5 protein-coding genes and 1 pseudogene are annotated in these 7,541 nt (G+C 75.0%); 1 reads left to right on the forward strand and 5 read right to left on the reverse strand.

What is annotated here, in order from left to right; all coding sequences use genetic code 11:
* Window positions 1–111: 111 nt before the first annotated feature.
* The 4 genes from ACIO9K_RS18110 to ACIO9K_RS18125 all read right to left on the reverse strand — a co-directional run bounded on the left by ACIO9K_RS18110 (window position 112) and on the right by ACIO9K_RS18125 (window position 5,335).
* The gene (locus tag ACIO9K_RS18110) at window positions 112–1,740 is read right to left on the reverse strand and encodes a thiamine pyrophosphate-binding protein (RefSeq protein WP_363588929.1); all 1,629 of its coding nucleotides are present in this window, start codon (window positions 1,738–1,740) and stop codon (window positions 112–114) included.
* The gene (gene speB / locus ACIO9K_RS18115) at window positions 1,737–2,837 is read right to left on the reverse strand and encodes an agmatinase (protein WP_363620568.1); all 1,101 of its coding nucleotides are present in this window, start codon (window positions 2,835–2,837) and stop codon (window positions 1,737–1,739) included. Before speB ends, ACIO9K_RS18110 begins: the two co-directional genes overlap by 4 nt.
* A gap of 141 nt (window positions 2,838–2,978) precedes the next feature.
* Window positions 2,979–3,839 (reverse strand): class II aldolase/adducin family protein, encoded by an 861-nt coding sequence (locus ACIO9K_RS18120; RefSeq protein ID WP_400330944.1) that lies wholly within the window; start codon window positions 3,837–3,839, stop codon window positions 2,979–2,981.
* Between the two features lie 11 nt (window positions 3,840–3,850).
* Complete coding sequence (locus ACIO9K_RS18125; RefSeq protein WP_363620564.1) at window positions 3,851–5,335, reverse strand: sodium:solute symporter; 1,485 nt, start codon at window positions 5,333–5,335, stop codon at window positions 3,851–3,853.
* 256 nt (window positions 5,336–5,591) lie between these two features.
* Here ACIO9K_RS18125 and ACIO9K_RS18130 point away from each other — a divergent pair, with 256 nt between their 5' ends.
* A complete protein-coding gene (locus ACIO9K_RS18130; RefSeq protein ID WP_400330947.1) occupies window positions 5,592–7,154 on the forward strand; it encodes a PucR family transcriptional regulator in 1,563 nt (520 codons plus the stop codon).
* A gap of 50 nt (window positions 7,155–7,204) precedes the next feature.
* Here ACIO9K_RS18130 and ACIO9K_RS18135 read toward each other — a convergent pair.
* Window positions 7,205–7,541, reverse strand: a pseudogene (locus tag ACIO9K_RS18135) (hypothetical protein); the annotation flags it as partial.

The following is a 7,541-nucleotide window of genomic DNA, read 5'->3' on the forward strand; positions in this document are numbered from 1 at the left end:
ACGCCCCCGCCCCCCCCCCCCCCCCCCCCCCCCCCCCCCCCCCCCCCCCCCCCCCCCCCCCCCCCGCCCCCGGGCGCGGGCAAGGCCGGGCCGTCGCGCTCCCCCCGTGGTTCAGGCGTCCAGGTGGGTGGGTGCGAACATCCGCAGCAGGGCGGGCAGGACCAGCACGTTGGGGCCCGGGGCGGCGAGTGCGGCGGCCAGGTCCCGTGCGAGGTCGTCGGGCGTGGTGAAGGCGGCCGGGACGCCGAAGGACTCGGCCAGGCGGACGAAGTCCGGGCGGGCCAGTTCGGTGGCGGTGGCCTCGCCGAAGGCGCCCGTCATGTACTCGCGCAGGATGCCGTAGCCGCCGTCGTCGATGATCAGCCAGGTGACGTTGAGGCCGAGTTGGCGGGCGGTAGCGAGTTCGGCGAGCGAGTACATCGCGCCGCCGTCGCCGGAGACGGCGAGGACCGGGCGGCCGCCCGTGGCCACGGCGGCGCCCAGTGCGGCGGGGTAGCCGTAGCCGAGGCCGCCGGCGCCCTGGGCGGAGTGCATCGCTCCGGGGCGGCGGGCGTCGAAGGCGGACCAGGCCCAGTAGCCGAGGATCGTCATGTCGAAGAAGACCGGGGAGTCGTCCGGTAGCGCGTGGCGAACGGATGCCAGCAAGTCCTGTTCGAGTTCCAGCCCCTGGCCGTCGATCCGCTCCTGGACGCGCTTGAGCAGTTCGGCGGTCACCGCCTCGGCCCGTCCGTCCGCTGTGGCGGCCGGTACCGAGTCGGAGAGGGCGGCCAGGGCGAGGCGGGCGTCGGCGTGGATGCCGAAGGCCGGGTGGTTGGCCTCCAGCTTGCCCGCGTCGGCCTCGATCTGGATGATCCGGCCGCGCGGCGCCAGGGTGTGGTAGTTGCTGGACAGTTCGCCCAGGCCGGAGCCGACGACGAGCAGGACGTCGGCGTCCTCCAGCAGGTCGGTGGTGTGGCGGTCCTCCAGCCAGGACCGCAGCGACAGCGGGTGCTCCCAGGGGAAGGCCCCCTTGGCGCCGAAGGTGCAGGCCACCGGGGCCCGCAACAGCTCGGCCAGCCGCAGCAGTTCGTCACTGGCTCCGGCCCGGACCACGCCGCCTCCGGCCAGGATCACCGGGCGTTCGGCCTCGGCCAGCAGCACCGCGGCCTCGGCGACCAGCTCCGGGCGGGGGACCGGCGGCCGGGGTTCGGCGCGCAGCCCGGTGACCGGGGGTACGGTCACCGGCGCGAGCAGGACGTCCTGCGGGATCTCCACCCACACCGGCCCGTACGGCGCGCTCAGCGCCGACTCCCAGGCGGCGGCCAGCGCGGAGGGGATCTGTGCGGGGGTGCGGGCGGTGTGCACGGACTTCACCACGTCGCGGAAGCTGGCCTGCTGGTCGACGAGTTCGTGCAGGTAGCCGCGCCGCCGTCCACCCAGTCCGGCCGAGGGGATCTGGCTGGAGACGGCGAGCACCGGCACCGAGGCGGCGGCGGCCTCCTGGAGCGCGGCCAGCGAGGTGAGCGCGCCGGGCCCGGTGGACAGGAACAGCGGGGCCACCGTCCCGGCGGTGCGGGCGTAGCCGTCGGCGGCGAAGCCGGCGTTGTTCTCCACCCGCAGTCCCACGTAACGCAGGTCGGAGCGGCGCAGCGCGTCGAACAGGCCGAGGGCGTGCTGGCCGGGCAGGCCGAAGACGCAGCGGGCGCCGAGCGTGGCGAGTGACTCGACCACCAGGTCGCCGCCGTTGCGGAGGTGCGTCATGCGCGCACCTCGCCGGTGGCGTCGTGGGACTCCGTACGGGCGTCCGTACGGGCGTCGGTACGGGCGCCGGCGCGGCCGTCCGGGCGGCCGCCCGCACCGGCTCGCGGACCCTGCTCCGTCCGTTCGCCCGCGATCTGGCGGGCCATCAACGTCGTCAGCTCGTAGGCGGTGTGCGAGGCGGCCACGGCGGTGATCTCGGCGTGGTCGTAGGCGGGTGCGACCTCGACCACGTCGGCGGAGACCAGGTGGCAGCCGCTCAGGCCGCGCAGGATCTCCAGCAGCTCGCGCGAGGTGAGTCCGCCGGCCTCGGGGGTGCCGGTGCCGGGGGCGTGCGCCGGGTCGAGCACGTCGATGTCGATGGAGATGTACAGGGGGCGGTCGCCGACCCGCTCGCGCAGCTGTTGGGCGACCTCGTCCACGCCGCGCCGCAGGACGTCGGCGGAGGTGACGATGCCGAAGCCGAGCTTCTCGTCGTCGGTGAGGTCCTGCTTGCCGTAGAGCGGCCCGCGGGTGCCGACGTGGGAGAGGGCGGAGGTGTCCAGGATTCCCTCCTCGACGGCCCGGCGGAACGGTGTGCCGTGGGTGTACTCGGCGCCGAAGTAGGTGTCCCAGGTGTCCAGGTGGGCGTCGAAGTGCAGCAGCGCGACCGGCCCGTGTCGACGGGCCACGGCGCGCAGCAGCGGGAGCGCGATGGTGTGGTCGCCGCCGAGGGTCATCAGCCGGGCGCCGGTGTCCAGCAGTTCGCCGGCGGCTGCCTCGACGGTGTCGACCGCCTCGTGGATGTCGAACGGATTGGCGGCGATGTCCCCGGCGTCGGCGACCTGGGCGAGTGCGAACGGCGAGGCGCCCTGGGCCGGGTTGTAGGGGCGCAGCAGCCGGCTGGCCTCGCGGATCGCGTTGCCGCCGAAGCGGGCGCCGGGCCGGTAGGAGACGCCGGTGTCGAAGGGCACGCCGACGACCGCGACGTCCGCGCGCGGGACCTGGTCGATCCGGGGCAGGCGGGCGAAGGTGGCGGGCCCGGCGTAGCGCGGTACGCGGGAGGAGTCGGTGGGGCCGAGGGGGCTGTGGGGGGCGTGGGGGTCGGGGGCGGTGCTCATGGCAGCTCCTGGAGTCGGTCGGGCGGGGCGCTGTCGGGGCGTTGTCGGGGAGTCGGCGTCGGGGAGCCACGGGCGGGGCGTCGGCGTCGGGGCGTCGGCGTCGGGGCGTCGGCGGGCGGGGGTCGCGCCGGGTCGACGGGGTCAGTTCGCGTGGTCGGGGGCGATCCGGTCGGCGAGGCGCAGGAGGGCGGCCCAGGCCAGTTCGGCGGCCCGGTCGTCCTGGAGGTCGGATCCGTGCTCCTGGCCGGTCAGCTGGCGGGCGGTGAGCTCGGCGGTCTCGCGGGACGGCAGGACGAGCGGGCCGCCGCCGGCCTGGGCGGCGATCTGGATCTCGCAGGCCTTGTCCAGGTAGTACATCCGCAGGAAGGCCTCGCCCGGGGTGCGGCCGACGGTCAGCAGGCCGTGGTTGCGCAGGATCAGCGCCGGGTGCCCGCCGAGGTCGGCGACCAGTCGCTCCTGCTCGGCCAGGTTGAGCGCGACGCCCTCGTAGTCGTGGTAGCCGACCCGGTCGTGGAACTCCATCGAGATCTGGTTGAGGGGCAGCAGCCCGTCCCGCTGGGCGGCGACCGCGCAGCCCGCCCGGGTGTGCGTGTGCAGCACGCAGTGGGCGTCCTGGCGGGCCGCGTGGACGGCGCTGTGGATCACGAAGCCGGCCGGGTTGACCGGATGGGGGGTCGGCTCCACCGGGTTCCCGGCCAGGTCGATCTTGACCAGGTCGGAGGCGGTGACCTCCTCGAACAGCAGGCCGTACGGGTTGATCAGGAAGTGCTGCTCGGGGCCGGGGAGGCGGACCGAGATGTGGGTGAAGATCAGGTCGGTCATCCGGAAGTGGGCGACCAGCCGGTACACGGCGGCGAGTTCGCGGCGCAACCGGGCCTCGGTCGGTGCGGGCGGCGCCGTCGGTCCGGATGGTCCGGACGGTCCGAGCGGGGCGGGTGGCCCGGACGTGACGGTCGGTGCGGTCGGTGCGGACGTGACGGTCGGTGCGGTGGGCAGGCCCATGAGGCTTCCTCTCAGAGTGCGGCGGCCGGGGCGGTGGCGGCGGGAGCGGCCGGGGTCGCGGCCTGCCCGGCGAGCCGGCCGCGCCAGTGCTCCAGCACGGTGGCATCGGTCGGGCGGGTGGCCAGGCTGACGGCCAGGTAGGCGACCAGGCTCACGGCGAGGCCGAAGTAGATCGGCTCGTTGGCGAGGACACCCTTGGCGGCCATCAACGCGATCACGGTGCCGCCGCCCGCGATCATCGCGGCGAGCGCGCCCGGCAGGTTGCCGCGCCGCCAGACCAGCCCGCCCAGGATCGGCACCAGCAGACCGCCGACCAACAGGTTGTACGCGACGGTGAGCGCCGAGATCACGTCGTCCAGTACGCAGGCGACGCCGATCGACAGCACGCCGAGGGCCACGATCGCCAGCCGGTTGGACCGCACCTCGTCATGGTCCGTGGCCGCGGCGCCTGGCCCTCCCCGGCCGACGAGCGTGCGTACCCGGGCCCAGATGTCGTTGTTGGCCACGGTGGCGGAGGCGATCAGCGCGCCGCTCGCGGTCGACATCATCGCCGACAGCGCCGCCGCCAGGACCAGGCCGCGCACCCCGGCCGGCAGCGTGCTCTTCACGATGGTCGCGAACGCACTGTCGGGGCTGGCCAGTTGGGGGTAGAGCGCCTTGGTGGCCATCCCGATCACCGCGCCGGCGACGGCGTACGCCAGGCAGTAGGCGCCGGCCACCGTGCCGCCGTACGTGGCCACCCGGTCGGTGCGGGCGGTGAACACCCGCTGCCAGATGTCCTGGCCGATCAGCATGCCGAAGGTGTAGATCAGCACGTAGGTGAAGATGGTGTCGCCACCGATCGAGCCGAACGAGAAGTAGCCGGAAGGCAGTTCGGCCTTCAGTCGGGCGAGGCCGCCGGCCTTCACGACGGCGACCGGCAGCAGCAGGAACAGGACCCCGATGCTCTTCACCACGAACTGCACCATGTCGGTGAGGGTGATCGACCACATGCCTCCGAGCGCCGAGTAGCCGACCACGATGGTGCCGCCGATCACCACGGCCGCCCAGCGGGGCACGTCGAACAGCACGTCGAAGACGCTGGCGTAGGCGATCGTCGAGGTCACCGCCAGCATCAGGGTGTAGACCCACATGACCACGCCGGAGATCACGCTCGCCGCCCCGCCGTAGCGCAGCGACAGCATCTCGGCCACGGTGTACACCCGCAGCCGGGCGATCCGGGCGGAGAAGAGGATGCTCAGCGCCAGCAGGCCGAGCCCGATCGCGAACACCATCCAGGCGCCCGACAGGCCGTAGGAGTAGCCGAGCCGCACGCCGCCGATGGTGGACGCGCCGCCGAGGACGACGGCGGCCATCGTCCCCGTGTACAGCACCGGGCCCAGACGGCGGCCCGCGACGAGGAAGTCCGCCTTCGAGGAGGCGCGCCGCTTGCCCCACCAGCCGACGCCGACGATGCCCAACAGATAGCCGATCATCACGACGTAGTCGAGGGTCATGGGGTGGTCCTCCGATCCGGCCGGACGCGCTGGGGGGAGCGGGCCGGGCCAGGGCTGTGGGTGGGGGAACAGGCAGGCGACGGGCGGGACTGGCAGGGCTCACAGGAAGGGCGGGGAGCGGGGGGACGAGCCGGGGGCGCCCGAAGGAAAACGCCGTGCGCTGAACCTAAACCGCCCCACCTGGCCTGCAGAAGTATCGGTTTCATCCAATATCGTGGGGTCAGATGTGCAAAACCTCCGACGAAAGGCCGCCGGCGTGCCCAACCCAGCCCCCGCTCCCGCCTCCGGCAGCCCCGCCGTCCCGTTGACCGTCCTGCTCGCCGACCCCGCGCTCGGACTGCGCCAGATCGCCGGACCGCTCGACGACCGGCTGATCGGCACCGTCGGCACCACCGAGGTCGAGAACCCCGGCCCCTACCTGCTCGGCGGCGAACTGCTGCTCACCGCCGGAGTCCGCCTCCCGAAGGACGCCGAGGGCATCGACGCCTACGTACGCTGCGTCGTCGAAGCGGGCGCCGCCGCACTCGGCTTCGGCGTCGCACCGGTCTACGACGAGGTGCCGGCCGACCTGGTCGCCGCCTGCGACCGGCACGGCCTGCCCCTGCTACGGGTGCCCGACGGCACCCCGTTCGTCGCCGTCGGCCGGGCCGCCTACTCGGCGATGGCCGAAGCCGCCCACCGCGGCCTGCGGCAGATCTCCGAAGCCCAGTCCGCACTCGCCTCCGCGGCCGCCCGCCCCGACGCGCTGCGCGCGGTCGTCCAGCAACTCGCCGTGCACCTGGGCGGTTGGACGGCGCTGCTGGACGGACGCGGCGTCGAACTGTTCAGCGCCGGAGCGCGCCCGCCCGTACCGGTCCCGGCCGAACTGCGCGCCCTCGCGGAACGGACCACCGCGCGCGCAGCGGGCCGCGCCCAGCCGCCGACCGCCGCCGCCCAGCACTACGCCGGGCGGCACCTGACCGTGCGGACCCTGCCCGGCTCGGACGGTTCCGGCGGCCCGCTCACGCTCGTCACCGCCGCCGAGGAGCCGCCGACCGCCGTCCACCGGTCCGTGGCCGGGGTGGCCGTGGTACTGCTCTCGCTGCTCACCAGCCCGCGGCACGCGCTCGGCACGGACGCCCGCAGCGCCGGAGCCCTGGTGCGGCTGCTGCTCGGCGCCGCACCGGAGGAGGCGGCGGCCGCCCTGCTGCCGCCCGACGGGGCCTGGGTGGTCGTGCACGGCCGGCTGACCGGCCGGGCGGGCGGCGGCGGGGAGGCCGTCCAACTCGCCGCCCTCGGCACCGCCCTCGGCACACCGCACCTGAACCTGGACGGGACCCGGCTGCGGGCGCTGCTGCCCGGCTCGGCGGCTCCGGACCGGGTCGTGGACACCGACTCCGCCGCCCGGCTCGGCTGGACGCTCGGCGTCAGCGCGCCCGCCCCCACGGCGGAACTGAGGACCGCCGACGCCCAGGCCGACCGGGCCCTGCGTCACGCGCTGGCCACCGGTGCCGCCGCCGTCCACCACCGCGAGGCCGTCGGGCCGAGCGTCCACACCCTGGTCGCCCCCGAGGACGCCGCCGCCCTCGCCCGCAGCACCTTCGCCCCGCTGGCCGCCGCGGGCACCCCCGGGCCGGCCGTGCTCCGGGAGACCCTGCGCACCTGGCTCGCCCTGCACGGCAGTTGGGACCGCACCGCGGCGGCGCTCCAGCTCCACCGCAACACCGTGCGCCAACGCATCGCCCGGGTCGGCGAGTTGCTCGCCGTCGACCTCGGCGACGCGGAGGTCCGGATGGAGCTCTGGTTCGCCCTGCACTGGCTCCCGCCCGGCGCGGACTGACCGCGGGCCGCCACCGCCGTCCGGCGGCGAGACGTTCGTGCGGGGCCCGGTCAACGGCGGGACAACACCGCGACCTCCCAGCCGAAGCCCACCACCAACCGGCCATCCGGCACCACGGCCACCGCGCAGACCGGCAGCGGGAACACCAGCTCCGGCCCGACCTGGTCGCCGGTGGTCAGGTCCCAGGTCCGCACCGTGCCGTCGTCGCCGCCGGTGACCGCCAGGGGGCGGCCGTCGACCACCGCCGTCGCCACCGTGTTCACGTCGCCGGTGTGGCCGGTCAGGGGCTCGCCGACCTGGTCGCCGGTGGTCAGGTCCCAGGTCCGCACCGTGCCGTCGTCGCCGCCGGTGACCGCCAGGGGGCGGCCGTCGACCACCGCCGTCGCC

This window comes from Kitasatospora sp. NPDC087271, from assembly GCF_044744605.1.
In the GTDB taxonomy this organism is placed as follows: domain Bacteria; phylum Actinomycetota; class Actinomycetes; order Streptomycetales; family Streptomycetaceae; genus Kitasatospora.

Bases quoted from the DNA above. Each gene is read 5' to 3' on its own strand.
- ACIO9K_RS18110 (WP_363588929.1), bottom strand. From the start codon at position 1,740: ATGACGCACCTCCGCAACGGCGGCGACCTGGTGGTCGAGTCACTCGCC.
- speB (WP_363620568.1), bottom strand. From the start codon at position 2,837: ATGAGCACCGCCCCCGACCCCCACGCCCCCCACAGCCCCCTCGGCCCC.
- ACIO9K_RS18120 (WP_400330944.1), bottom strand. From the start codon at position 3,839: ATGGGCCTGCCCACCGCACCGACCGTCACGTCCGCACCGACCGCACCG.
- ACIO9K_RS18125 (WP_363620564.1), bottom strand. From the start codon at position 5,335: ATGACCCTCGACTACGTCGTGATGATCGGCTATCTGTTGGGCATCGTC.